The 23,899-nt window shown below is 50.8% G+C and carries 17 protein-coding genes; 12 read left to right on the top strand and 5 right to left on the bottom strand.

What is annotated here, in order from left to right; genetic code table 11:
• Nucleotides 1-212 precede the first annotated feature (212 nt).
• From fadI to SAMA_RS11315, 3 genes are all read left to right on the top strand, one after another.
• The gene (gene fadI / locus SAMA_RS11325; protein WP_011760281.1) at nucleotides 213-1,523 is read left to right on the top strand and encodes an acetyl-CoA C-acyltransferase FadI; all 1,311 of its coding nucleotides are present in this window, start codon (nucleotides 213-215) and stop codon (nucleotides 1,521-1,523) included.
• 6 nt (nucleotides 1,524-1,529) lie between these two features.
• Nucleotides 1,530-3,650: a fatty acid oxidation complex subunit alpha FadJ gene (gene fadJ / locus SAMA_RS11320; protein ID WP_011760280.1), complete on the top strand. Its 2,121-nt coding sequence runs from the start codon at nucleotides 1,530-1,532 to the stop codon at nucleotides 3,648-3,650.
• A gap of 172 nt (nucleotides 3,651-3,822) precedes the next feature.
• Nucleotides 3,823-4,026, top strand: a complete 204-nt coding sequence (locus SAMA_RS11315) for a hypothetical protein (RefSeq protein ID WP_332249005.1) — start codon at nucleotides 3,823-3,825, stop codon at nucleotides 4,024-4,026.
• 215 nt (nucleotides 4,027-4,241) lie between these two features.
• On the opposite strand, the gene SAMA_RS11310 is transcribed toward SAMA_RS11315, so the two are convergent.
• The 3 genes from SAMA_RS11310 to SAMA_RS11300 all read right to left on the bottom strand — a co-directional run bounded on the left by SAMA_RS11310 (nucleotide 4,242) and on the right by SAMA_RS11300 (nucleotide 12,181).
• Complete coding sequence (locus tag SAMA_RS11310; protein ID WP_011760278.1) at nucleotides 4,242-4,673, bottom strand: hypothetical protein; 432 nt, start codon at nucleotides 4,671-4,673, stop codon at nucleotides 4,242-4,244.
• Between the two features lie 91 nt (nucleotides 4,674-4,764).
• Entirely contained in the window at nucleotides 4,765-9,060 is a 4,296-nt protein-coding gene (locus tag SAMA_RS11305; RefSeq protein WP_011760277.1) for an EAL domain-containing protein, read from the bottom strand.
• Nucleotides 9,061-9,391: 331 nt separating this feature from the next.
• Nucleotides 9,392-12,181, bottom strand: a complete 2,790-nt coding sequence (locus SAMA_RS11300; RefSeq protein ID WP_011760276.1) for an insulinase family protein — start codon at nucleotides 12,179-12,181, stop codon at nucleotides 9,392-9,394.
• A 165-nt stretch (nucleotides 12,182-12,346) separates the two neighbouring features.
• Here SAMA_RS11300 and sixA point away from each other — a divergent pair, with 165 nt between their 5' ends.
• Nucleotides 12,347-12,817 (top strand): phosphohistidine phosphatase SixA, encoded by a 471-nt coding sequence (gene sixA / locus SAMA_RS11295; protein WP_011760275.1) that lies wholly within the window; start codon nucleotides 12,347-12,349, stop codon nucleotides 12,815-12,817.
• A 125-nt stretch (nucleotides 12,818-12,942) separates the two neighbouring features.
• Here the strand turns inward: sixA and smrB are convergent, their stop codons facing one another.
• Nucleotides 12,943-13,473 (bottom strand): endonuclease SmrB, encoded by a 531-nt coding sequence (smrB, locus tag SAMA_RS11290; RefSeq protein WP_011760274.1) that lies wholly within the window; start codon nucleotides 13,471-13,473, stop codon nucleotides 12,943-12,945.
• A gap of 79 nt (nucleotides 13,474-13,552) precedes the next feature.
• Here smrB and prmB point away from each other — a divergent pair, with 79 nt between their 5' ends.
• From prmB to SAMA_RS11265, 5 genes are all read left to right on the top strand, one after another.
• Nucleotides 13,553-14,497, top strand: coding sequence for a 50S ribosomal protein L3 N(5)-glutamine methyltransferase (gene prmB, locus SAMA_RS11285; RefSeq protein WP_011760273.1), 945 nt, complete (start codon nucleotides 13,553-13,555; stop codon nucleotides 14,495-14,497).
• Nucleotides 14,498-14,570: 73 nt separating this feature from the next.
• Nucleotides 14,571-15,668, top strand: coding sequence for a chorismate synthase (gene aroC, locus SAMA_RS11280; RefSeq protein ID WP_011760272.1), 1,098 nt, complete (start codon nucleotides 14,571-14,573; stop codon nucleotides 15,666-15,668).
• A 26-nt stretch (nucleotides 15,669-15,694) separates the two neighbouring features.
• Nucleotides 15,695-16,846: an MFS transporter gene (locus tag SAMA_RS11275; RefSeq protein WP_041409832.1), complete on the top strand. Its 1,152-nt coding sequence runs from the start codon at nucleotides 15,695-15,697 to the stop codon at nucleotides 16,844-16,846.
• 47 nt (nucleotides 16,847-16,893) lie between these two features.
• On the top strand, nucleotides 16,894-18,018 hold the full coding sequence (locus tag SAMA_RS11270; protein ID WP_011760270.1) for an ATP-NAD kinase family protein: 1,125 nt from the start codon (nucleotides 16,894-16,896) through the stop codon (nucleotides 18,016-18,018).
• A gap of 3 nt (nucleotides 18,019-18,021) precedes the next feature.
• Entirely contained in the window at nucleotides 18,022-18,285 is a 264-nt protein-coding gene (locus SAMA_RS11265) for a YfcL family protein (protein ID WP_011760269.1), read from the top strand.
• A gap of 77 nt (nucleotides 18,286-18,362) precedes the next feature.
• On the opposite strand, the gene mnmC is transcribed toward SAMA_RS11265, so the two are convergent.
• Nucleotides 18,363-20,138 carry an FAD-dependent 5-carboxymethylaminomethyl-2-thiouridine(34) oxidoreductase MnmC gene (mnmC, locus tag SAMA_RS19160; RefSeq protein WP_198134278.1) on the bottom strand — a complete coding sequence of 592 codons (1,776 nt, stop codon included), beginning with the start codon at nucleotides 20,136-20,138 and terminating at the stop codon, nucleotides 18,363-18,365.
• Nucleotides 20,139-20,280: 142 nt separating this feature from the next.
• Between mnmC and fabB the strand changes: the two genes are divergently transcribed.
• The 3 genes from fabB (at nucleotide 20,281) to SAMA_RS11245 (ending at nucleotide 23,762) form a co-directional block, all read left to right on the top strand.
• Nucleotides 20,281-21,492, top strand: coding sequence for a beta-ketoacyl-ACP synthase I (fabB, locus tag SAMA_RS11255; RefSeq protein ID WP_011760267.1), 1,212 nt, complete (start codon nucleotides 20,281-20,283; stop codon nucleotides 21,490-21,492).
• 120 nt (nucleotides 21,493-21,612) lie between these two features.
• Nucleotides 21,613-22,740, top strand: a complete 1,128-nt coding sequence (locus SAMA_RS11250) for a 4-phosphoerythronate dehydrogenase (RefSeq protein ID WP_011760266.1) — start codon at nucleotides 21,613-21,615, stop codon at nucleotides 22,738-22,740.
• 5 nt (nucleotides 22,741-22,745) lie between these two features.
• Complete coding sequence (locus SAMA_RS11245; RefSeq protein ID WP_011760265.1) at nucleotides 22,746-23,762, top strand: aspartate-semialdehyde dehydrogenase; 1,017 nt, start codon at nucleotides 22,746-22,748, stop codon at nucleotides 23,760-23,762.
• Nucleotides 23,763-23,899 lie beyond the last annotated feature (137 nt).

Below are 23,899 nucleotides of genomic sequence, written 5' to 3'. Positions count from 1 at the left end.
ATTCTATTGATAAGCTTGAGACATCCCCTATGGTAAAAAATTCCCTTACCCCTTGGCTAGTGGCAAAAATGCAAACAAGTGTTTAAAACCCGATGACAAGAAGTTAGAATCGGGTCACACTTTTAATGGTCAGACCTGTTGAGTCGTCAGGTCAGCAAGGAAACAGCAGCAGACGGACAGCGGCCGGATGCGGAGAATAAAGAGGGTGACAAATGAGTGACAGACAACAGGTAACCAATGCCAGAGGCGAGCGTATTGCCATCGTCTCGGGCCTGAGAACCCCTTTTGCCAAGCAGGCGACTGCATTCCATGGGGTTTCAGCCCTGGACATGGGCAAGATGGTGGTGAACGAACTCTTAAGCCGCAGCGAGCTTGATCCCAAGCTGGTTGAACAGCTGGTCTATGGCCAGGTAGTACAAATGCCGGCTGCGCCGAACATTGCCCGCGAAATCGTGTTGGGTACCGGCATGAATGTGGCTACCGATGCTTACAGCGTTACCCGCGCCTGTGCCACCAGTTTCCAATCAACAGTCAACATCGCCGAAAGCATCATGACCGGCAATATTGAAATTGGTATTGCCGGTGGCGCTGACTCTTCTTCTGTATTGCCTATCGGAGTGTCCAAAAAACTGGCCCATGCCCTGGTTGACCTGACCAAGGCCAGAACATTTGGTCAGAAACTGGCAATTTTTAGACGCCTGGGTATCAAAGACCTGCTGCCAGTGCCGCCTGCGGTGGCCGAATACTCCACTGGCCTTTCCATGGGGCAGACGGCTGAACAGATGGCCAAGACTCACGGTATCAGCCGTGCGGATCAGGACGCTATGGCGCACCGCTCTCACACCCTTGCCGCCCAAACCTGGGCCTCCGGCGTGATGAAAAACGAAGTAATGGTGGCCCACGTGCCGCCATACAACCAGTTCATTGAAAAAGACAACAATATCCGCGAAAGCTCGGATCTGGCATCGTACGCCAAGCTGCGTCCGGTGTTTGACCGCAAGCACGGCAGCGTCACTGCCGCCAACAGTACACCTTTGACCGACGGTGCCTCAGCACTCTTGCTGATGAGCGAAGGTCGTGCCAAGGCGCTGGGGTACACCCCAATCGGTTACATCAAGAGTTATGCCTTTGCCGCCATCGATGTGTGGGAAGACATGTTGATGGGGCCTTCCTATGCCACGCCCATGGCGCTTAAGCGTGCCGGTATGCAGCTTGAAGACCTGACGCTGATTGAAATGCATGAAGCCTTTGCGGCTCAGGCTCTTGCCAATATGAAGATGTTTGCATCCAAGAAGTTTGCCGAAGAAAAGCTTGGTCAAAATCGTGCGATCGGTGAAATCGACATGAGCAAATTCAACGTGCTGGGTGGCTCCCTGGCCTATGGCCATCCCTTTGCGGCAACCGGCGCCCGTTTGATTACCCAGATGTGTAACGAGCTTAAGCGACGCGGCGGCGGTGTGGGTCTGACTACCGCCTGTGCGGCTGGTGGTCTGGGTGCGGCAATGATCCTGGAAGTGGAGTAACAGACAATGGAAAAGACTTTTAGCCTAAGCCGCCGTGACGACGGCATCGCGCTGCTGACCATGGATGTGCCCGGTGAAACCATGAACACCCTGAAGGCGCAGTTTGCTCCGGAGATCACCGCGATATTGCAGGAAATCAAAGCGGATAGCAGCATCAAGGGCCTGGTTCTGATTTCCGGCAAAGCCGACTCCTTTGTGGCCGGTGCCGATATTTCCATGTTGGATGCCTGTGAAACCGCAGAAGACGCAAGATTGCTGTCCCGTCAGGGTCACCACGTGTTTGCCGAGTTGGAAGGGCTGAATATTCCGGTGGTGGCCGCCATTCATGGTGCCTGCCTTGGTGGTGGTTTGGAGTTGGCACTGGCATGCCATCAGCGGGTGTGCAGCGACAGCAGCAAAACCATGCTTGGCGTGCCGGAAGTGCAGTTAGGCCTGCTGCCCGGCGGCGGTGGAACCCAGCGTTTGCCGCGCTTGATTGGTATTGCCAAGGCGCTCGATTTGATGCTTACCGGTAAGCAGGTGCGCCCCAAGCAGGCCGTCAAAATGGGGCTGGTGGATGATGTAGTGCCCGAGTCCATTCTGCTCGATACCGCCATTGAGATGGCGTTAGCCGGTAAAAAGACCCGCAAGCCATTGAAGCAACCGCTGGTGACCAAACTTTTGGAAGGCACGCCTGTTGGTCGCAACATCATGTTCGATCAGGCCACCAAGCAAGTTCTGAAAAAGACGCAGGGCAACTATCCATCACCACTGAAAATTATTGATTGCGTGCGGGAAGGTATGGCCAAGGGCATGGAGAAAGGCCTGGAAGTCGAAGCGGCGCACTTTGGCGCCTTGGTGGCTACCCCTGAGTCCGCGGCGCTGCGCTCTATTTTCTTTGCGACCACCGAAATGAAAAAAGAAACCGGTGCCGGAGATGCCAAGCCCCGCAAGGTGGCCAAAGCCGTGGTGCTGGGTGGCGGTCTGATGGGCGGCGGTATTGCCTCTGTTACAACCACCAAGGCTAAAGTGCCTGTGCGGGTGAAGGATATCAGCGATAAGGGCCTGTCCAATGCCCTTGGCTACGCGTATAAACTGCTGGATAAGGGCGTGAAGCGCCGCCATATGACGAGCGCAGAGCGTGACAAGTTGATGGCATTGATGACCACCACCACTGAATATCGTGGTGTGAAGGATGCCGATATCGTGGTCGAAGCGGTATTTGAAGACCTGAATCTCAAACATCAGATGGTGCGCGATATTGAGAGAGAATGTGGCGAGCACACCATTTTTGCCTCCAACACCTCGTCTTTGCCTATTACCCAAATCGCGGCGGCGGCCAGCCGTCCTGAAAATGTGATTGGTCTGCATTACTTCTCGCCGGTGGAAAAAATGCCGCTGGTAGAAGTGATTGCCCATGAGAAGACATCGCCAGAGACCATTGCAACCACAGTAGCCTTTGCCCGTAAGCAGGGGAAAACCCCGATTGTGGTTAAGGACTGTGCCGGTTTTTATGTGAACCGTATTTTGGCGCTCTACATGAATGAGGCCGCTCAGCTCTTATTGGAAGGGCAGGCAGTTGATCATTTGGACAAGGCACTGGTGAAGTTTGGTTTCCCTGTTGGTCCCATGACCTTGCTGGATGAAGTGGGCATTGATGTGGGCGCCAAGATTTCGCCCATTCTTGAAAAAGAGTTAGGTGAGCGGTTCAAGGCTCCGGCTGCGTTTGACAAACTCATGGCCGACGATCGCAAAGGTCGTAAAAACGGTAAGGGTTTCTACCTGTACGGTAAAGCCGCCAAAAAAGGTAAAAAAGTCGACGAAAGTGTTTACAGCTTGCTTGGCTTAACACCGGCAACCGGTAAAGAAGCCGGTGAAATCGCCGAGCGTTGTGTGGTGCAGATGCTTAATGAAGCGGTTCGCTGCCTGGAGGAAGGCATAATTGCATCTCCACGTGATGGTGATATTGGCGCTATCTTTGGCATTGGTTTCCCGCCGTTCCTGGGGGGGCCTTTCCGTTATATGGATACTTTGGGCGCCGCTAAGATGGTAAGACTGCTGGAAGGTTATCAGAGCAAGTATGGTGACAGGTTTGCACCAGCAGCACTGCTTAAAGCCATGGCCGCAGAGGGCAAAACCTTTTATTAACCAGTATGCCATTTGAACAAAAAAGCGGCAAAATCATGCCGCTTTTTTATTGCCTCGAGGCAAACTTTTGCCTGAAAATTGTTCGATTTTTATTGGTCTTTGGGGTAGACTCGTCGGCCGCGATGAAGAATTGTACTTTGCAGGATGCGCCGTAACGTTACAGAGGTTGTTTATGTTGATGCTGTTGATCCTGCTTGTGAGTCTGGGTTCTGCCTGGTATTTGGGCGTGCTGGCTTTTTCCCAGGGAATGCCGGTAAAGCGATGGGCATTTGTGGGGGCAATGATGGGGCCTGTAGGGTATCCGCTGTTTACGACTCACAAACGCTTGAATGCGCGCAAGGCTGGGTTGTTGTCGGGCCGTGATTTCCGCTGCTGAACCGATTCACCCGATATTAAAACGACAAAGGGAGCCTTCTGGCTCCCTTTGTGTTGGGTGCGGGGAAACTCAATTCCACCAGCCTTTGGCATTTACTACCTGAAGCTCAGTGATGCCTTTTGGCAGTTTCACTTTTTTGCGTTCTTGCTTGGCCAGACCCAGTGCTTTCTTGATTGAATCAAACATAACCTAATCTCCCTTGAAGTTTCCGCTGCTTAGGCAGTTTGGGTGTCAGAGAACTTAATGTTCGGAGTGCCTGCAGTTTGGGTGTCAGAGAACTTAATGTTCGGAGTGCCTGCAGTTTGGGTGTCAGAGAACTTAATGTTCGGAGTGCCTGCAGTTTGGGTGTCAGAGAACTTAATGTTCGGAGTGCCTGCAGTTTGGGTGTCAGAGAACTTAATGTTCGGAGTGCCTGCAGTTTGGGTGTCAGAGAACTTAATGTTCGGAGTACCTGCAGTTTGGGTGTCAGAGAACTTAATGTTCGGAGTACCTGCAGTTTGGGTGTCAGAGAACTTAATGTTCGGAGTACCTGCAGTTTGAGTATTAGAGAATTTGATGTTGGGAGTTCCAGCGTTTTTTGTATCAGCTTCGAGCGCCATAGCTGCAACAGACATCAGGGCAACAGTAGTCAGAATTCCTTTGATCATTTTTTATAGTCTCTCAGTTCAGTGATTGATTATTGACTCTGAGAGACTTACTGCAGGTGTTGTGCCAATGTTGGCAAATTGATGAATAAATCTATCGCTGATTGTATTTTTGGTTCAGGAATTCACCCATATCCTGCTTCAGCAGCGTGGTAAACTCAGCTTCAGGGACCGCTTTACTGTAGATGTACCCCTGAACCTCTTCGCATTTCAGTGCTCTTAGAATATTCAGCTGCGAGGGCACCTCTACGCCTTCACCTACCACTGTCAGTCCCATGTTATGGGCTATGGTGATGATGGAGTCTACCATCTTAAGATCCCTGTCTGATTTATCTATGTCATCAACAAAGGCCTTGTCGATTTTCAGAGTATGGATCGGAAAGCGCTTGAGATAGGACAATGACGAATAACCGGTACCGAAATCATCCAGCGCCAGGCTAACTCCCATCTTTGCCAGTTGCTGCATCACCTTGATGGCCTTTTCAGGCTGCTTAATTACGGTGCCTTCAGTAATTTCCAATTCGAGGTTGGCGGCAGGCAGTTTGGTCAGACGTAAAATTGACTCAATACGTTGTTGCAAATCAGTTAATGCAAACTGACGCGACGACAAATTGACGGCAACACGCCCATCAAACAAGCCCTGCTCACGCCAACGCTGGGCAGCAAAACAGGCTTTACGCATCACCAGATCGCCAATTTCAACAATGAGCCCAGTCTCTTCTGCCAGCGGAATAAACTCTGACGGCGGGATTAAACCCTGAGTGGGATGATTCAGTCGGACCAGCGCTTCCATGCCGGCCATACGGGAGTTTCTTAAGTCGACTTTAGGCTGATAATAGACTTCGAAGAGGTCGTCCCTGAGGCCATCACGGATAAGATTTTCGACTTCCAGCTGACGCAGTGCGTTTCGATTTAGTGATTCGGAATAAAATTGGTATCTGTTACCACCAGCTGACTTGGCGTGGTACATGGCTATATCGGCTTTTCTGAGCAGCGCCTGCTCGTTTTGCTCATCTTCAGGATAGAGCACAATACCGATACTGACGCCTACCACCAGTTTTTCCCCGGCAAGTTCAAACGGTGCGACAAAGGCATCCACCAATCCTTTGGCAATTGCGGCGGCGCTGCCGATATCCGGGTCTTTGTCGAGAAGCACCGCAAATTCATCGCCGCCCAGGCGATAGAGACTGGTGTGGCCCGGCAATGCAGCTGACATACGTCTGGAAACAAGCTGCAACAACTCATCACCAACCTGATGTCCAAGTGAGTCATTGATTTTTTTGAAGTTATCTAAATCGAGTACCATCAGGGTATGGTGAGTATCTTTTTTCACCAGGTTGTTCAGAGAGACCTGAAGGTTGGAACGATTTGGTAGACCGGTCAGCAAATCGTTGTTGGTCAGTTTTCTGAGTTCTTCTTCCTGCTGTTTACGTCTTGATATATCGGAGAATACGCCAACGAAGTGGCTCAGAGTGCCCTGTTCGTCGTAAATAGCATCGACAGTGAGCTCCATCAGGAATGTGGAGTTGTCTCCGCGGCGGGATTCTACCTCAGCGCTCCAGCGCCCCTGTTGGCGAAGAATGATCCGTACCTGCTCGGAATAGGCATCCGGGTAACAACTGAACTGAAGTTGGGTGCCAATAAAACTGTCTTTGTCCATCAGACAGATGTCGCAGCACGCCTCGTTGACTTCTACAAATCTGAACTCATGGTCGAGTATAAACATGCCTTCAGAGATATTTTCGATGGCACGTTCGAAAAGTCGCAGTTGTTCTTCTGCCTGTTTGAAATTATTGATGTTCTTGATTGTCCCTGTCATCCGCAGGGCGTTTTCACTGTCGTCCCTCTCAACAATTTTGGCTCTGTCCAAAATCCAGACCCAATGACCATCCTTGCCTTTGACACGATATGCAGCTTCAAAGTGATCGGTTTCACCATAAAAGTGGCGATTCAATGCCTCGCGCACCCGCTCCTGATCCTGTGGATGAATATTACTCTCCTCATCATCTTTCCCTGAGCGATGGCCATCTTTGGGAAACTCAAGCGAACCCCAGATATTGGAGCGATAAATTTTTCCGGTTTCTATGTCCCAGTCCCACATTTCATCGCCACTACCCCACAGGGACAGTTTGAGGCGCTCTTCACTGATGGCGATTTGGCGCTGGACTTCACGGCGACGCAATGCCGCTTTAATTATGCCTGATGTAATTAATAAGAAAATTAAGGCGTAGGCTAGCTTGGCTTCGAGAGACATCCACCACGGCGGCGTTACTATCACTGATACTGATTTAATAGGGCCTGATAATTGGCTTAAGTTGTCCTTTGCATAAACCTCAAAATTATATTTACCAGCGGATAAGTTAGTGTAGGTGGCAATTTTTGTTTTTTGCGCCGCAATCCACTCATCAGATAGTCCTTTAAGCCTGTAATAATGAGTAACGTTACTATTGCTATAAAGTGGCGATGAAAACTGAATGGCAAAAGGGTAGTCAGAATACTTCAAGGTTATTGACTCAGAAGAGTTGATAGATTTTTTCATTATTTCAGAGTCATTTTTAACCTCTTTATTAAAAAGATAAAGCCCTGTAAGGTTAGTGTTTAGCCTTTCAGGGACCTTCATCATAAAATTTTGAAAATCTTTTTTATTGAAAATGGATAAACCCTGAATTCCACCTAAGATAACGCCATTTGCAAATGTTCCAAAGCTTTGATTGTTATACTCAGCTTGAGCACCATTACTCGAATATAAAGTATAGACTCTCTCTTGTGCCGCCACGACTATGCTATTAATGGATGAACCGAAGATCCAACCATCATATGCTCCTAAACTATAGACGGGTTTATCCATATTAACTAATGTTTCAGTTTTATTAGAACTGATTTCGTGCTTTAATATTCCGCTATTAGTTGCAACGGCTATATATGTATCAAAAAATTCAATACCATAAACAATATGCTCTGATATGATATCTTTAATCGCCGCTTCATTATTCCTAATAACGGATAGTCCGCCTTGATGTGAAATGTATAAGTCACCACCTTTTGGTGATATTTTAAGCTGAAAAATAGGTAGATTGCTAGAGTTTAAGATAATTTCTTCAAATGAGTTTAAATCTATTGATACCAGCTTTAGATCGTTGGTTCCAATATAAATTTTATTGGAGTTTTCGTTGTATGCCAACGCGTAAGCTATACGGTCTGAAATTTTAATTTGAGTTTTATTTGATAGGTTATGTTTGAATATTCCATATGTAGAGCAGTAAATCAATTCATCATCGTTTATAATAGATATTGCCTTAAAACCTATTGCTTTAGTGTCAACTTCGCCAACAAGTTCTAGTTGTTCTTTACTGTATATTTTAATGTTGGCTGTCTCATCGGCTACAAACAAATTCTCATTATGATTTTCTATGAACCAAATATTGTTATTTTTCTGTGCGGAGCCAGTTTTTACAATGTTTTTGTGATCTTGTATATATAAAAATCCATTATTCATACTGGCAATTATGATGCCATTTTTAACTCTAAAAATAAGTGGGGATAGCAAAGAAAATGTACTGTCAATTTCACCTGAGATTTCTATTTTGTTTTCTGTTATTGTTACTATATTCTTCTTAAGTGATATTTTTCCGGATTCTATATATGTCACGTTATCATAAACAGTGTTGCTGATTTTTATTAACTCATTATTTCTTGTGTATTCATAAATTCCATCAGGTTTATCGATAACTAATTTAACTCCATCAAAACCAATGGAAATTGATTCTCTAGTTATGTATTCGACATCTTTTTCAGAATTCTTGGTTTTTAAAATGGTACCATCATGGTTTCTAATTAAGTAGTGCTCATCATTTTTCACAATCTGTTTAACAAAATCTATTTTATTGCTTTTGATCTCGAAAATGATATTGTAATCTGAATCAAGGACTTTAATTGAATTACTTGAGCCTAAAAGCAAGTTATTGTTTTCTTTTTTTAAAAAAGTGATTGCTTCTTTTGATTCAAGAATTAATTTTAACTTTTCTGTGTCTGGATCCATAGCTAATAAACTGTTGTCAGTACCAATTATTAGCTTTTCATCGAAAATTTCCAAACTATGAATAAAAGCGCTACTCAAGTTGCTAAAATCCTCAGAGTAGTATTTTTTAAACTCAGAGCCATCGAACCGATTAAGACCGTTTAGTGTTCCTAACCAGATATATCCATTTTTGTCTTCAACTACGGATGTAACAGTATTCTGAGATAATCCCTGCACAGTGCTGAATGCATCTGCGTTCAAGTGTATTAAAGATGGCGGTTGAGGCAGAATACTCACGGGCTCTTGATGTGCATCTACATACCAAGTTACCAGCAATAGGAGAGTTATGAGATTAGCAAGAACTTTATGCATATGTTGTTGATTTTGTATGCGTACAAAGATTGCACTTAAGTGTTATCCCACTTTTTCAGAAAAGTGGTGGTTTGTCAAAACACTTGAGAATAATTTTTCTTTTCATGGCAATCAGATGGACAAAAAGCACGCGCGTTCTATGTGTAACGTGCCTAAGAACTGTTTTTTGGGGAACATGTCAAAGAACGGAGCGCCCGGGTCAGCCTATCATTGCTGGAAATTGCTCTTCAGATACATGTCAACGGCTACTGGCCTCTCTACGCCACATATCCCAAATTGGATGATCTTGGTGACCCTGTTCACGGGTCACCACCTACATGCTTTCAATTCCTTACAGATGGAATTTATCTGAATGCAGCTTAAAGGTCCGCAGGTCTGTGATCATCTTGTCCGAGCTTAGCGCCTGCAGGTGCCTGTGCTGCTCTCCGGTGCTGAAGAGTACCAGTCGGTCGCAGTGCTTGGTGCGCATCCGCTGCATCATGAATTTTATCAAGTCGGCACGTGTCAGTTTCTCGATTTCGGCCACCACCAATTCCCGTTGATTAAACCCATAGTCCTTATTACCTATGCTCGCCCAGTAGCGTTGTCCACGGGTCTTTAAATTGGCGTCATGTTCCATCACCTGGTTGATGAGGCCCGTCTTGGTGGACTCCCACTGCTCTTTGGTGATTTGCATGACCGCATAGCTGAAGTCAGCAATGAACTCATCAATGGCTTCAAGCAACTGTAATGGTCCGGCCGAAGGTGATTGGATGTAAAAAATCATTCCGGGGTGCCGGTTCAGTGGCAAATAGCCGGTGCCGACCATATATCCAAGTTGTTGCTCTGTTCTGAGCTCGTGGAAGAAAGTGGACGACATGGTGTGATTCATCAGTGCAAACAGAGCCATTTTTTCAGGTGTTGCGCTGGGCGACTGATAGTAAACGATAATAGCACTGTCCTGATGGCTGATAGTGAGCTCGCGCAGCATGGTCCCTTTACCTGTAAGGTTAACCAGCTCGCGGGCTGACTCGCCACTGGGTGTGGAAACCAACGACAGAATGTGACTCAGGCGGTGTCCGAGAGTTTGGGCTTCCTGAGTGAGCCAGTCACCGTACACCAGGCCTTCGAGGTAGATTTTTTCGTAGAACGCCCGAACGTGCTCATGCAAATCTTCCAGAGTGCATTCTTCCAGCATTTCTGCCATACGCAGAGGTTCATAGGAGCGGCGCTGCAAGGTAACCGTTAAGCTGGTGAATAGCTGTGAAATAGGCTTTGCCTGAGCGGCGTTGTACCAACTGCGAAGGAGCTGCCGTTTGATAACATTAAAGCGCTCCTGAGTGAAATTGCGTTCTCTGGCTTTGCTGATAAGCAGGGCAAGCAAGGTTTCCTGGTTGCCGGTAAAACCGCTCAGATGCAAGGTTAATCCACCCTGATGGGGATAGATGTTGTAGTTTAGGCCTGCGACTTCTGCGGGGTAAGTGTACTCGGTGAGGTAGTCCAGCAGCATTTCCACATAGAGGCGGGTTAGGGCGGCGTTACGCGGATCCTGACTGGCCTGATCTGAGTCGAGTGATAAAAACAGATGCCCCTTGGGGACATTAAATTCGTCGTCTTTTTTGTGCCACAGTCTGTAACCTGTTGCCTCGGCGACCACAGTTGGAACCGGTGACTGACTCTTATCTGGCCGGGCCTGTGCATCTTCAACGATAAACGGGTTTGGCTCCGGCAGTCTTAGCCCGCTGGTCTCCCCTTTGGGACGCCAGCGGTTGATTTCTTGTTCCTCAAGAGGCCTCGATGCATAAGGTGTGTGGTACCAGTTTGCCTGCCGATTGGTATCAACCTCCTGGCAGACCAATTGGACGCGAAGGTTATCCAGCGACATCTGTGACAGAAGCGATTCGCACTCTGCAATGTCCAGCCCATCCATGCGGTAGTCACCAAAAATCAGGTCTTCCACGCCATAGTGATGCATGTTGATGGATAAGTGGCTCGCCAAATCCATGGCCTTGATTTGTTCCTGATAGCGAAATGCCAGTTTAAGCAGGCTTGCTCGTTCGCGATAACGCCATTCTTCCAGGCCTTGAGATCTGATCATCTCAAGGTATTCAAAGGTCAGACGAATAATATCGTCCAGTTGGCCCAGTCCCCGGTCGGTGAGCTGGAAGCTGATATTGTAATCCTTGAAGTTATAACCATTCACACCGCCACCTGCAGAGAGCTGATTTACCCAGCCTTTTTCTTTTAACAGTGCCTGCAGGCTGCCCTCGCTTTCGTTACCCAAAAGATGGCTTAAGAAGGTCAGGGGTTTGTGGCGGTAAAACCTATCAATGCCGGGTAAGGGGAAGGTGAGCGTCAGGCGTTTTTGCTCCTTGAGGGGAATCGCCTGTACCCAGGTACCAAGTTCGGTTTCGGTATAAAGCGGGACATCGGGGTAGTGCTTCTTCAGTCCGGTATTTTTGATAGCCCCGAAGTATTGTCGTGCCATCGCATCCAGACTTGTCAGCGGCTCGGGTGAAACCAGGCACAGGGTCATCAGGTTGGCACTGTAATGAGTCTTATAAAACTGCAGCAGCTCTTCGCGCAGTTCATCCTGATCCCCGCCAAGAGTATCAAGATTTCCGACCGAAAATTTGGAAAAGGGATGGGCCGGATTGACTGTTTCCTTGTGCACCTGATACATACGACGAACATCATCTTTAAGCTTAAGGCTGTATTCAGACTCAATGGCTTGCCGCTCTCGGTCAACCAACTCACGGTTAAAGGTCGGGGCAATGAAAAACTGGCTGAACCTGTCCAGCGACTCATCAAAAACGTCTGCATTGATGGTAAAGAAAAAGTTGGTGTGCTCAGTGCCCGTCCAGGCATTGTTGCTGCCGCCATGCTGATTGATAAAGGCATGGTATTCGGCTGGGTCAGGGTATTTTTCGGTGCCTAAAAAAAGCATGTGCTCCAAAAAATGCGCCATACCCAGGCGCTGAGCGGGATCGTCAAAGTGACCGACATTCACGGCCATAGAGGCTGCCGCCTGACTTGCCTGTGGATCCGAAACCAGCAGTACCCTCAATGCATTGTCGAGAACCAGATACTGGTATTGACGGTGATCGTTGGGACTGGTGAGAGGGAACTGGTTGACTGGCAAGGCAAGTCTCCGTCGGCAAGAGTTCGTTATATATTGATAGGCAGACAGGTTTTTGGCAAACAATCCGTGGGACTGTCGACTAAAGATTAACGCTTTTTCAGTTTGTCACCGTATCAATTCGGGCTACAATTGGCGCGAAATAACAGTAGAGGCGGCAAAAGAAGTATGCAGCTATTTTTGATGAGACATGGTGAGGCGGGTTATCAGGCCCAATCCGACAGAGACCGTACCCTTACCGATACCGGGCGTTATCATACCCGGCTCATGAGTAACTTTTTGAATCGTCTCGTTACCGATTTTGACTTGGTGTTGGTCAGCCCTTATTTACGGGCGCAACAGACCTGGCAGGAAGTTGCCACCCATTTCCCTGAACCGCGTAAGTGGGTTACGGCCGATGAATTGGTGCCTTCAGCCGATCCGGCGACAGCAGCGAGTCTTATCCTGGCGTATGCCGAGCAATACAAGGCGGATAAGGTGCTGGTGATTTCGCACATGCCACTGCTGGGATATCTGGTGAGTGAATTGGTGGCGGGAACCGAGCCGCCGCTGTTTGCTACTTCAGGTATATGCTTGCTGGATAAACATGCTGAGCAATGTCATCAGGTGTGGATGCATAATCCTCATACTATCAGCTGAGCATTGCACATCATTCTGAAGGCAATATTTATCGAGCAAAGCAGCCATCCGGCTGCTTTTTTGTTGATAAGGCCCTGAGTCTGGGTTGCTGATTGAGCTTCATCGCCTTTTGCAACGCGGGTTGGTCAGCGCCGGTGGGGCTGGTCGCCCAGGTCAATCAACACCAGCAGTGCGGCATCGCCGCCCCATTCTTTGGGGGCCTGATGAAATCCCAACACCTTGGGATGCTGTGCCAGCCACAGGGGGATCTGCTGTTTCAGCACTCCAGTGCCATAGCCGTGCATCACACTCACACACTGGCACTGCTCGCGAATGGCCGCTTCAATAAGCGCTGCAAGTTCAAGCTTGGCCTCAGTTTGACGCATGCCGTGCACATCCAAAATCAAATCAGGCACATAATCGCCCCGGCGCAAGCGTTTAAGCACCAGATTATCCGCATGTTCGGCACGCCAGCGCATGGGGCCATCTACCGGCAATAGCGGCTGAAAGGTATCGGAGAAATAATGATTGGCCGCGAGCTGTGGCGCCTGCTCCGTGAGCTCGGCCTTGGTTTTCAGCGGCGTGCCAAAGTGTTGTTTGTCCTGGGTCAGAGGGCGAATGCCATCGACCAGCGCCTGAAAATCCTCCAGGCCTTCGTGGGAGATAATCTTAGTCATGGCGCTATTTTATTGAATCCTGTGCCAAGAGAACAGAGTTCAGTTACAATGCCCGCAAACCTTAGAGCGGGAGCTTGTTTTGGATAAGATATTTGTTGATGAAGCTGTTACCGAGCTTCGCACCATCGGCGATATGCTGCGCTGGGCCGTGAGCCGCTTTAACGATGCCAAGGTATATTACGGTCATGGTACCGACAACGCCTGGGACGAGGCTGTCGCTCTGGTATTTCATGCCTTGCACTTGCCTGACGATTTGGGCCGTGAAGTCATTGGCGCCAACCTTACCAGCAGCGAAAAACACAAAATTGTTGAGCTGATTATCCGTCGGGTGCGTGAACGCCTGCCAGTGCCCTATTTGACCAACCGCGCCTGGTTCGCCGGTCTCGAGTTTTATGTGGACGAGCGGGTATTGGTACCACGCTCTCCCATCGCAGAAATGATAGAAGATCGCTTCGGTCCCTGGCTATACAACAAGCCTGTAAACCGTGTGCTGGATTTGTGCACCGGCAGTGGTTGCATTGCTATTGCCTGCGCCCACACCTTTGAAGACGCCGAAGTGGACGCGCTGGACATCAGTGAAGATGCACTGGATGTCGCCCAGATTAACGTGGAATCCCATGGTCTGGTAGAGCGGGTGTTCCCAATGCAGTCTGATTTGTTTTCAGCTATCCCAAAAGGCCCGCAGTACGATCTGATTGTCTCCAACCCGCCTTATGTGGATGAAGAAGATATCGGCGATATGCCGGACGAGTACCACCATGAACCCGCCATTGGTTTGGCCTCAGGTCGTGATGGCCTGGACATCACCAAGCGCATTCTGGCCAATGCCGCCGACTACCTGACGCCATCGGGCATTCTGGTGGTGGAAGTGGGCAACTCCATGGTGCACCTGATGGAGCAATTCCCCGAAGTGCCTTTCACCTGGGTGAGCTTCGAGCGTGGCGGAGATGGGGTGTTTGTGCTCACTTACGACCAGCTAGTTGAAAATGAATCACTGTTCGCCATCTATAAAGATAGGGAATAATGGGGCTGCCCCGGTAGCGCCGGGGCACGCCACTGAGGTTACACATTAAACAGACAAGAGGATACGCGCGCGGATGTCGGGGAACAGCATAGGTCAGAATTTCGTGGTTACTACCTTTGGCGAGAGCCATGGGGTGGCGCTCGGTTGCATTATCGATGGTTGCCCTCCGGGCCTCGAGCTTACCGAAGCTGATATGCAGCACGATCTTGACCGTCGCCGTCCGGGCACGTCCCGCTACACCACGGCGCGCCGCGAGCCGGACGAAGTGCGTATTCTCTCAGGTGTTTTCGAAGGCAAAACAACAGGAACCTCCATTGGTCTGATTATCGAAAACACCGATCAGCGCAGCCAGGACTACAGCAATATCAAAGACCTGTTCCGCCCCGGTCACGCCGATTACACCTATCAACAAAAGTACGGTCTGCGGGATTATCGCGGCGGTGGCCGTTCGTCCGCCCGAGAAACCGCCATGCGGGTTGCCGCCGGCGCTGTGGCGAAAAAGTACCTCAAGGCCGTTCACGGGATCGAAATTTACGGCTTCCTGTCGCAACTTGGCCCCATTGAGGCAGAGCACATCGACCGCGAGCAGATTGAGCAAAACGCCTTTTTCTTCCCTGATGCCAGCAAGCTTGAAGCGCTGGATGAATATATGCGCGAGCTGAAAAAATCCGGCGACTCCATCGGTGCCAAGGTCAGCGTGATTGCCACCAATGTACCAGTGGGCCTGGGCGAGCCTGTGTTTGACCGTCTTGATGCCGACATCGCCCATGCGCTGATGGGCATCAATGCCGTGAAGGGAGTGGAAATTGGCGATGGTTTCGCGGTAGTGACCCAAAAGGGCTCCGAGCATCGTGATTTGATGTCACCCGAGGGCTTTGCCAGCAACCATGCCGGCGGCGTGCTTGGCGGCATTTCATCCGGTCAGCCAATTGTGGCCCATATGGCGCTTAAGCCAACCTCCAGTATCAGCATTCCCGGCGAGAGCATGACAGTGCAGGGCAATACTGCGGAAGTGGTTACCAAGGGCCGTCACGACCCCTGCGTGGGCATTCGCGCCGTGCCTATTGCCGAGGCCATGTTGGCGATTGTATTGATGGATCATCTGCTCAGACACCGTGCTCAGAATCAGCACGTGCACAGCGAAACCCCTGTGCTGGGGATGCGCTCTTAAGGAAAACCGTGTTCAAGACGTCACCCATGAGCGCCGAGGTTCAGCTACGCTGGCTCGGCGCCTGTTATTTCTTCTTCTTTGCCATTCTTGGCGTCATGGTGCCTTACCTTGGCGTCTTCTTCGAATCCCGCGGCTTTAACGCCACTGAAATCGGCTCTCTGCTTGCCATCTTAATGGCCACCCGCATCATTGCGCCTAATCTGTGGGCCATAGTTGCCGACAAAACCGGGATGCGCAGTGAGCTGATTAAAATCGGTGCTGGTGCCGGTGCACTTACCTATTTGAGCTTTTTCCATCCGGGCGCCTTCTGGTACATGGTGGTCAGCCTCACTGTGTATACCTTTTTCTGGAATGCGATTTTGGCGCAGCTTGAGGTGATAACCCTTGAGACCCTCGGTGATAAGCCGCAGCGCTACGGCATCATCAGAAGCTTTGGCAGTCTGGGTTACATTGTACTGGTGGTGGCCGCCGGCTTTGCCATCGGTCACTGGGGCCCGGAAGTGTTGCCCTACATCGGCATGGGCCTCTTTGCCGGAATGCTGGCGGCCTGTTTGCCGCTGCCTGCCAATAGGGTGAAGCTAAGCCGGGATACGCCCAAGGTGAAAGTCAAACTGGCCGGTCCCATCGGTTGGTTTCTATTGTCGGCCATCTTGCTGCAAATGAGCGCCGGACCTTTTTACGGCTTTTTCGTGCTGTATCTGAAACACGCCGGTTACAGCGAGGCGACAGCCGGTCTCTTTGTGGCCCTCGGAGTCATTGCCGAAATCGTCATGTTTATGCTCGCGCCGAGGCTACTTGGCAAATACGGCATCAAGCCGCTGCTGTTTATCAGCATTTTATTTACCGCATTTCGCTGGTTGATGATGGCCTGGGGCGTTGAGAGTCTCTTCTGGTTGTCGCTGAGTCAGCTGTTGCATGCCTTTACCTTCGGCTTAGTGCATGCCGCCTCTATTCAGTTTATTCACCAACAGTTTGATGTGAGCCGCCGCAGCACAGGGCAGGCGCTCTATGCCAGTCTCAGTTTTGGTGTTGGTGGTGCGCTGGGGACCTGGGCCTGCGGCCTGGTCTACAGCCATAACCCCAGCCTGAGTTGGGTGCTGGCGGCTGGATTTGCCTTTGTGGCGGCGCTGCTTGTGTTGCCTTTGCCGGGACGTAGAGTCGAAACGGCAGCCGTTTAAAGACAAGTTAGAACAGAATAAGAAGTACCCTAATAAAGAGGAAGTCCATGGCCAATAAGTTCAGATTGGGCCTGATTATTAACCCGCTGGCTGGTCTTGGCGGCAGCGTAGCCCTCAAAGGCAGTGATGGTGTGGCGGAAGAGGCTCTGGCCCTTGGTGCTGAGCCCAAAGCGCATTTGCGGATGCGCTCAGCGCTGGAGCAGGTACTGCCATATAAAGAACGTTTTATCGTCCATACCGCAGCGGGGAGCATGGGTGAAGACCTTTGCCGCGAGCTTGGCTTCGAGGTGCAGGTGTATTATCAACCTCATAGTGAGCACACCACCGCCGAGGATACTCGTGAGGCAGTAAAAGCCTTGGCCAGTGAGACCCTGGATTTGCTGCTGTTTGCAGGCGGAGATGGCACAGCCCGGGATGTGTTCGCCGAAGTTGATGAGCGGCAGGTGGTGCTCGGGGTGCCGGCCGGGGTGAAAATTCACTCAGGGGTGTATGGCATTACCCCAAAAGCCTCCGGGCTGGTGCTGAAGATGCTGATGCAGGGCGAACTGGTGTCGCTTATGAGTGCCGATGTCATGGATATCGATGAAGAGGCGTTTCGTCAGGGCAGGGTACGTGCCCGCCGTTTTGGCGAGATGCTGGTACCGGCCGAGCCCCGTTATGTGCAGGCAGTAAAAATGGGCGGAAAAGAAGTCGATGAGTTGGTGCTCAGCGACATTGCTGCCGAAATCGTGTCTGAAATGGACGACAGCCTTTACATCATGGGTTCTGGCAGTACAGTGGCTGCCGTGATGGAGGAACTTGGGCTCGAAAACACCCTGCTCGGGGTGGACCTGGTTCAGGACCGCGGGCTTATCGCCTCGGATCTGACTGCTCAGCAACTGCTTGAGCAAACGGAAAATCAGCCACTTAAGCTGGTTATCACCCTCATTGGCGGCCAGGGACATATCCTTGGCCGGGGTAATCAGCAGTTGTCACCGGCGCTTATTCGCCGCGTGGGCAAAGAAAATATTTTGATTGTTGCCACCAAAACCAAGCTTAAAGCCCTTGAAGGGCGACCGCTTATCGTGGATAGTGGCGACCCAGAGCTGGACCAGGCCTTGATTGGCTATTATCGGGTAGTGACAGGCTACCGCGACTATGTGATGTATCAGGTCGCAAATCCGACGGAGTAACAGATGTTTGAGAAATACGACACCGCCCTGGATAACTGGATTGAGGGCATTGTAGCGAGCGGCGATGATGACGCTCTGTTCGCCAGCGGCTATTTGCAGGGCCACTTTGCCGTGGCATTGGCTGAACTTGAAACCGAAGGCGGCATCGATAATGCACTTTTGGACGGCAAAATGGAAAAGTGCCTCGAGACTGCCCGCGGCGAGTTGTCTGATGCTGACTATGCGCTGGTGGAAGCCGCCTGGGCTCAGCTGCGCGGCCAGTTTTAACGGTAGAAGTCGCCAGGTGTTGAATACAAAAAAGGCAGGTTAAACCTGCCTTTTTGCTTTTCGTAGGTAAGCTGTTATCAGTCCAGTGCCTTGCCTTTTTTAAGCTTTCTAAGCCACATTCGATTGGGGTTTAAGGCTTCCATCACGTCGCCATCCAGCACAGGCAGTGTGCCTGAGAGGCTGTCAGCCAGACATTCGGCAATCAGCGGGCCGCTGGATAATCCCCGTGAGCCAAGGCCTGAGAAGATATAAAGCCCCGGATGCACAGGCGCAGCGTGGGTTTGCCAGTACTGGGCTCCCTTGGGGCCGTGGCCAATGGCCTGATATTGTGTCTGAATTGCCGCCACATCCGGCGCGGCGCCCGCCATCGGCAGGTGATCGCGGCTCACCATTCGAATACCGGCGCGGGCGCTGCCTTCACTGATATCCAAATACTCTACCCAATCCTTGCCTGGGTAACTTTCCTGCATCTTGTGCAGGTTTTCCTGCTGCTCCTGCTCGCGATACTCAACTGAAGTATCACCGCGCACATAACTTGCGCCCATGCAGTGGCTACCGCTGCTAGCGTCGCGCGGAGTGAAATAACCGTGTGCACAGAGAACGGTTTTAAGCTGCTCAAGCTTACCCCGGGTGGGCACATGGCTCACCTGACCGCGAAATGGCGCCAGCTGCAGCGACTTGGTTTGTGCAAGTTCAGTGATCCTGTGGCCGGTAGCCAGCACCAATTCATGGGCGTCTATCTCGCCTGTCTGAGTGTTCAGTCGCCAGCCCTCATCAGCGCGCGTTATGGATGTGATGTTCACATCGAAATGGCACTCAAGGCCCATAGTTTTGGCTTCTTCAATGGCTGCTTCACACAGCTTGGCCGGTGAAACCCAGCCGCCTTGGGGGTAATAAATACCGCCTTTATCGATGGCGACGCCGGCGATGTGATTTGCCTCATCGGCATCAACCCTGACCGCCACTTGTTTGGGCCAGGTTTTACTCAACAGTTTTTCAATGCGTTCAGTGGCGCGTTCATCATGGCCGGTTTGCAGTACGCCGCAAAAATCAAAGGGCAGGGGGTGGTGTGCCAGCGACTCGACAAAGCGTTTAGCATACAAAAATGCCGGTACAAACAGCCGGGTCAGATGGTCGTCCTCTGGCGTCAGCAGCGGATAGATGGCACCCTGCCGATTGCCGGAAGCACCAATGCCGGGGGCGGCATCGGCGCAGTAAAGTGTCACCTTGTGGCCACGGCGAAGCAGCGACAGTGCAAGGCTTGCCCCGGCCACGCCAGCGCCGACAATGCTGATATCTCTTGGTTTGAAGGGCGGCTTAATGGGAAGCGCTGCTGGCATGTCTGGCTTGGTATCACCAATCAGGATGCTGCCTTGGTGTGCAAGCTCAAGCGCTGCCTGCTCAAATTCGCCCTTGGGGCAGATGAGCACATCGATACTGGCCTTATCAAAGGTAGCGAGTGTGGCAGCTTTGTTTGGTTCACAAAGGTAAAAGTCCAGCCAGCAGTTGTCATCAAGATGAAACCTTTGTCCGCCTTTAATGTGGCTCGCGGCCATGGCAAAAGGCGAGAGCGGGTGGCTGGCATCCATAGCCAGGGCGTTAAGCTCAGCTTCATCTTTTAGCAGCATGATGATCTGTAATGGCTTTTTGCTCGTATGCTGTATGCTGGTGATTGAAGCGTTGCTGGCATAGGCAGCATTTGTTTCTGGATAAGCAGAATTCACCTGCGCCGCAGCGAGCAGCCACTGCCAAAGCGGTGGTTCAGGCAGCGCCTCAAACAGCACAACACAGGGGCCTTCAGGCAGGGGCAGTGATAATGGCATGGCCATATCGATGGCAAAAAACTCGGGCATGGGGTTAAAAAAATTTACTCGATGTCGCGAAATTGGCATTATTTTACCGCCCTTTATGGAAAGCTGACCACTTAAAAGCGCCAAAGGGGATACTATTGGCGCACTAAAATTGGTACTCCCAGTACGGAATGGATAGTAAAACATGAAAAGAGTCGTTATCACCGGCATTGGCATCGTTTCCAGTATCGGTAACAACAAACAAGAAGTGACCGAATCACTCAAGGCCGGACGCAGCGGTATTACCCATTCCGCTCAGTTTGAAGAGATGCAGCTTCGCAGCCACGTGTGGGGCGATATCAAGCTGGATCCCGCTGAGCACATCGACAGAAAAGCGCTGCGCTTCATGGGCGATGCAGCCGCCTATGCTTACCTCGCCATGCAGGAAGCCATCAGCGATGCCAACCTGACTGAAGAGCAGTATTCCAACCCACGTGTGGGCCTGGTTGTGGGTACCGGCGGTGCCTCTTCTTCTAACCAGGTACAGGCTGCCGACACGCTGCGTGAAAAGGGTGTTAAGCGCGTAGGCCCTTACATTGTGCCTCGCATCATGGCATCTACTGCCTCTGCATGTTTGGCAACTCCTTTCAAAATCAAGGGCTTTAACTACTCCATCAGTTCTGCCTGCGCCACCTCTGCTCACTGTATCGGTCATGCTGCCGAGCTTATCCAAATGGGTAAACAGGACATGGTATTTGCCGGCGGCGCCGAAGAGCTGGATTGGACACTCACAATGGGCTTTGACGCCATGGGCGCACTGTCTACCAAGTACAATGAGACCCCTGAAAAAGCCTCACGTACCTACGATGCTGACCGTGATGGTTTCGTTATCTCCGGTGGCGGCGGTATCGTGATTGTGGAAGAGCTGGAACATGCTCTTGCACGCGGCGCCAAGATTTATGCTGAAGTTATCGGTTACGGTGCTTCTTCAGATGGTTACGACATGGTTGCCCCAAGTGGTGAAGGCGCCATGCGCTGCATGCAGATGGCGCTGACCGATGTGGATACCCCAATCGACTACATCAACACCCACGGTACTTCTACCCCAGTGGGTGACGTGCGCGAGCTGGAAGCCATTCGTGAAGTCTTTAAAGACCAGGTTCCGCCAATCGCCTCCACCAAATCGCTGACGGGCCATGCCCTGGGCGCTGCCGGTGTGCACGAAGCCATCTACAGCCTGCTGATGATGGAAAATGGCTTTATTGCCGCTTCTGCCAACGTGGAAAACGTTGACCCTCAGGCTGCAGATATGCCAATCGTGACACAGTGCCGCGATGCTGAGCTCACCACAGTGATGAGCAACAGCTTCGGTTTTGGTGGCACCAACGCCACGCTGGTGATGCGTAAGTACCGCTAAGCGGCTCGATAATCTCATTTGCGACCACAGTTTTCGCAAAATCAAAAGGGAAGCCAGGCTTCCCTTTTTTATTGTCTGTTACAATCCGCCCCAATCGCCAAAGAAGGAAAGCCGACAGAGATGAAAATTATCGCGGACGAGAATATGCCCTATGTGGATGTACTCTTCGGAGAGCTTGGGGAGATTGAATACGTCAATGGCCGCACTCTGGCACCTGAGCAGTTAGCCGATGCCGATGTGCTGCTGGTACGCTCGGTAACTCAGGTCAATGAAGCACTATTGTGCCAAAACCAACAGCTTAAGTTTGTTGGCAGCGCCACCATAGGGACAGACCATGTGGACACAGCCTATCTGAAAAGCCGGGGTATCCCCTTTACCAATGCGCCCGGGTGCAATGCCACTGCAGTAGGTGAATATGCGTTTATTGCCATGCTGGAGCTTGCTCAGCGTTATCGGCAGCCGCTGAAAGATAAAAAAGTCGCGGTAATAGGTGCCGGGAACACTGGCACTGCCACAGCCCGTTGTCTCGAAGCATATGGGGTCGAACACCGGCTGTGCGACCCCGTGTTGGCAGCACAGGGCGACAATCGCCAATTTTACGAGCTCGATGAGCTTATTGCCTGGGCCGATGTGATAAGCCTGCATGTGCCAATTACCAAAGGTGGCGATCATCCCACCTGGTATTTGTTCGACCAACAACGACTTGAAGCCCTGAAAACCGGTGCCTGGCTGCTCAACTGCTGCCGTGGTGAGGTGATAGACAATCGAGCCCTTATCGAAGTTAAGCAAAGACGGGTCGACATCAAACTGGTGTTGGATGTGTGGGAAGGCGAGCCCAGTCCCATGTTGGCGCTGGTGCCGCTGGTGGATATCGCCACGCCACACATTGCCGGTTATAGCCTGGAAGGTAAGGCCAGAGGCACTTTTATGCTGTATGAAGCGCTTTGCCGGGTAATGGGTAAGACTGGTGAAAATAGCTTCCACAGCCTGCTGCCCCCCTTCTTTTTGGGCTCAATGCAAGTTCGGGAGTTGGGGGACGAGAGGGCACTGCTGACACTGTGCCGGACGGTATACGATCTGCGGGATGACGATATCCACTTCAGGCAATCGGGCACCGACAGACTCGGATTTGACAAAATGAGAAAAAATCACCGTCACAGACGCGAATTCAGCGCCCTTAAGCTGGAAAATGCTAAGGGATCTGAGGTAAATTGGTTGTCCTTTTTGGGTTTTTCTAACGTCGGTTGAGTATTATGTCGCAGGAATTTAATGTCGTAGTTTTGGGTGCATCGGGCGCCGTGGGTCAGACCATGATCGAGATCCTCGAAGAGCGCAATTTCCCGGTTGCCAAGCTGTTCCCTCTGGCCAGTGCCCGCAGCGCCGGTGATACCGTAAGCTTCCACGGTAAACAGGTGGAAATTCTTGACGTTGAAACCTTTGATTGGTCACAGGCTCAAATCGGTTTCTTCTCCGCGGGCGGTGATGTGTCTGCTAAGTGGGCCCCCATCGCGGCAGAGCACGGCTGCGTAGTTATCGACAACACGTCACACTTCCGCTATGACCTGGATATCCCGCTGGTGGTGCCAGAAGTGAACCCTGAGGCCATTGCCGATTTCCGTAACCGTAATATCATTGCCAACCCCAACTGCTCCACCATTCAGATGTTGGTGGCACTGAAGCCCATTTACGATGCCTACGGAATCGATCGCATCAACGTGTGCACCTATCAGTCGGTGTCCGGTACCGGTAAAAAGGCTATCGAAGAGCTGGCGGGCCAGTGTGCCAAGCTGCTCCAGGGACTGCCAATCGAGCCAAGCGTTTATCCAAAGCAGATAGCTTTTAACGTGCTGCCACATATCGATAAATTCCAGGATAATGGCTACACCAAAGAAGAGATGAAAATGGTGTGGGAGACCCGCAAAATTTTCGGTGACGACTCTATTCTGGTGAACCCTACGGCGGTGCGTGTACCTGTGTTTTACGGTCACTCCGAAGCCGTGCATATCGAAACCCGTGACCCGGTGGATGCCGACACTGTGAAAGCATTGCTGCGCGATGCCCCCGGTGTCGTGCTTTTTGAAGACGATGATGATTACCCAACCGCCGTTACCGACGGTGCTGGCCAGGATCCTGTGTTCGTTGGCCGTGTGCGTAACGACATCTCTCATCCCAACGGGATCAACCTTTGGGTGGTGTCAGATAACATTCGCAAAGGTGCTGCCCTAAACAGCGTACAAATTGGTGAAATTCTCATCCGCGATTATCTGTAAAAATACACCGAAGTCGCTGACTTTGTTGAAAAAGCCCGCAATAAGCGGGCTTTTTTTGTTTTACATTTGTGAACAGTAGCAGGGCTTGGAATTCTGGTTTATAGTAATCTCAATAAATACAATTGCCTAAAGCAAGT

Origin of the sequence: Shewanella amazonensis SB2B (genome assembly GCF_000015245.1) — a bacterium.
In the GTDB taxonomy this organism is placed as follows: domain Bacteria; phylum Pseudomonadota; class Gammaproteobacteria; order Enterobacterales; family Shewanellaceae; genus Shewanella; species Shewanella amazonensis.
Note: the sequence above shows the minus strand (reverse complement) of the source record. Positions and strands in the feature narration are given on the sequence as shown.

Coding starts and splice junctions, on each gene's coding strand:
- SAMA_RS11275 (WP_041409832.1), top strand. CDS start 15,695: ATGAGCGCCGAGGTTCAGCTACGCTGGCTCGGCGCCTGTTATTTCTTC.
- aroC (WP_011760272.1), top strand. CDS start 14,571: ATGTCGGGGAACAGCATAGGTCAGAATTTCGTGGTTACTACCTTTGGC.
- fadI (WP_011760281.1), top strand. CDS start 213: ATGAGTGACAGACAACAGGTAACCAATGCCAGAGGCGAGCGTATTGCC.
- SAMA_RS11250 (WP_011760266.1), top strand. CDS start 21,613: ATGAAAATTATCGCGGACGAGAATATGCCCTATGTGGATGTACTCTTC.
- smrB (WP_011760274.1), bottom strand. CDS start 13,473: ATGACTAAGATTATCTCCCACGAAGGCCTGGAGGATTTTCAGGCGCTG.
- SAMA_RS11270 (WP_011760270.1), top strand. CDS start 16,894: ATGGCCAATAAGTTCAGATTGGGCCTGATTATTAACCCGCTGGCTGGT.
- fadJ (WP_011760280.1), top strand. CDS start 1,530: ATGGAAAAGACTTTTAGCCTAAGCCGCCGTGACGACGGCATCGCGCTG.
- sixA (WP_011760275.1), top strand. CDS start 12,347: ATGCAGCTATTTTTGATGAGACATGGTGAGGCGGGTTATCAGGCCCAA.
- SAMA_RS11245 (WP_011760265.1), top strand. CDS start 22,746: ATGTCGCAGGAATTTAATGTCGTAGTTTTGGGTGCATCGGGCGCCGTG.
- mnmC (WP_198134278.1), bottom strand. CDS start 20,138: ATGCCCGAGTTTTTTGCCATCGATATGGCCATGCCATTATCACTGCCC.
- SAMA_RS11315 (WP_332249005.1), top strand. CDS start 3,823: ATGTTGATGCTGTTGATCCTGCTTGTGAGTCTGGGTTCTGCCTGGTAT.
- SAMA_RS11310 (WP_011760278.1), bottom strand. CDS start 4,673: ATGATCAAAGGAATTCTGACTACTGTTGCCCTGATGTCTGTTGCAGCT.
- fabB (WP_011760267.1), top strand. CDS start 20,281: ATGAAAAGAGTCGTTATCACCGGCATTGGCATCGTTTCCAGTATCGGT.
- SAMA_RS11265 (WP_011760269.1), top strand. CDS start 18,022: ATGTTTGAGAAATACGACACCGCCCTGGATAACTGGATTGAGGGCATT.
- SAMA_RS11305 (WP_011760277.1), bottom strand. CDS start 9,060: ATGCATAAAGTTCTTGCTAATCTCATAACTCTCCTATTGCTGGTAACT.